Genomic DNA, 238 nt, shown 5'->3' on the forward strand with positions numbered 1-238 from the left:
CAGGAGGACCGTCTCCCCGTCGTCGCGCACAACGAACTTGGAGAGCTCGGGGGTCACATCCTCCCGTCTCAGCACAGCCTCCACGACCCTCCCGGCCATCGATATTATCTCGCTAGGGCTTCCGCGCGCGATCACCTGCCCGGCCCTCATAACGTATATGGAGTCCGAGAGCTCCTCCACCTCCTTCATCAGGTGACTGGTCAGCACGACGGTCCTGCCGTCGGAGAGGGACCTCACT

The 238-nt window shown here is 63.0% G+C and carries 1 pseudogene; it reads right to left on the reverse strand.

Features of this window, described 5'->3' with window-relative positions:
- Window positions 1-207, reverse strand: a pseudogene (locus tag ACP5H1_RS08520) (ABC transporter ATP-binding protein); the annotation flags it as partial.
- Window positions 208-238 lie beyond the last annotated feature (31 nt).

It is taken from the genome of Acidilobus sp., assembly GCF_049973875.1.
In the GTDB taxonomy this organism is placed as follows: Archaea; Thermoproteota; Thermoprotei_A; order Sulfolobales; family Acidilobaceae; genus Acidilobus.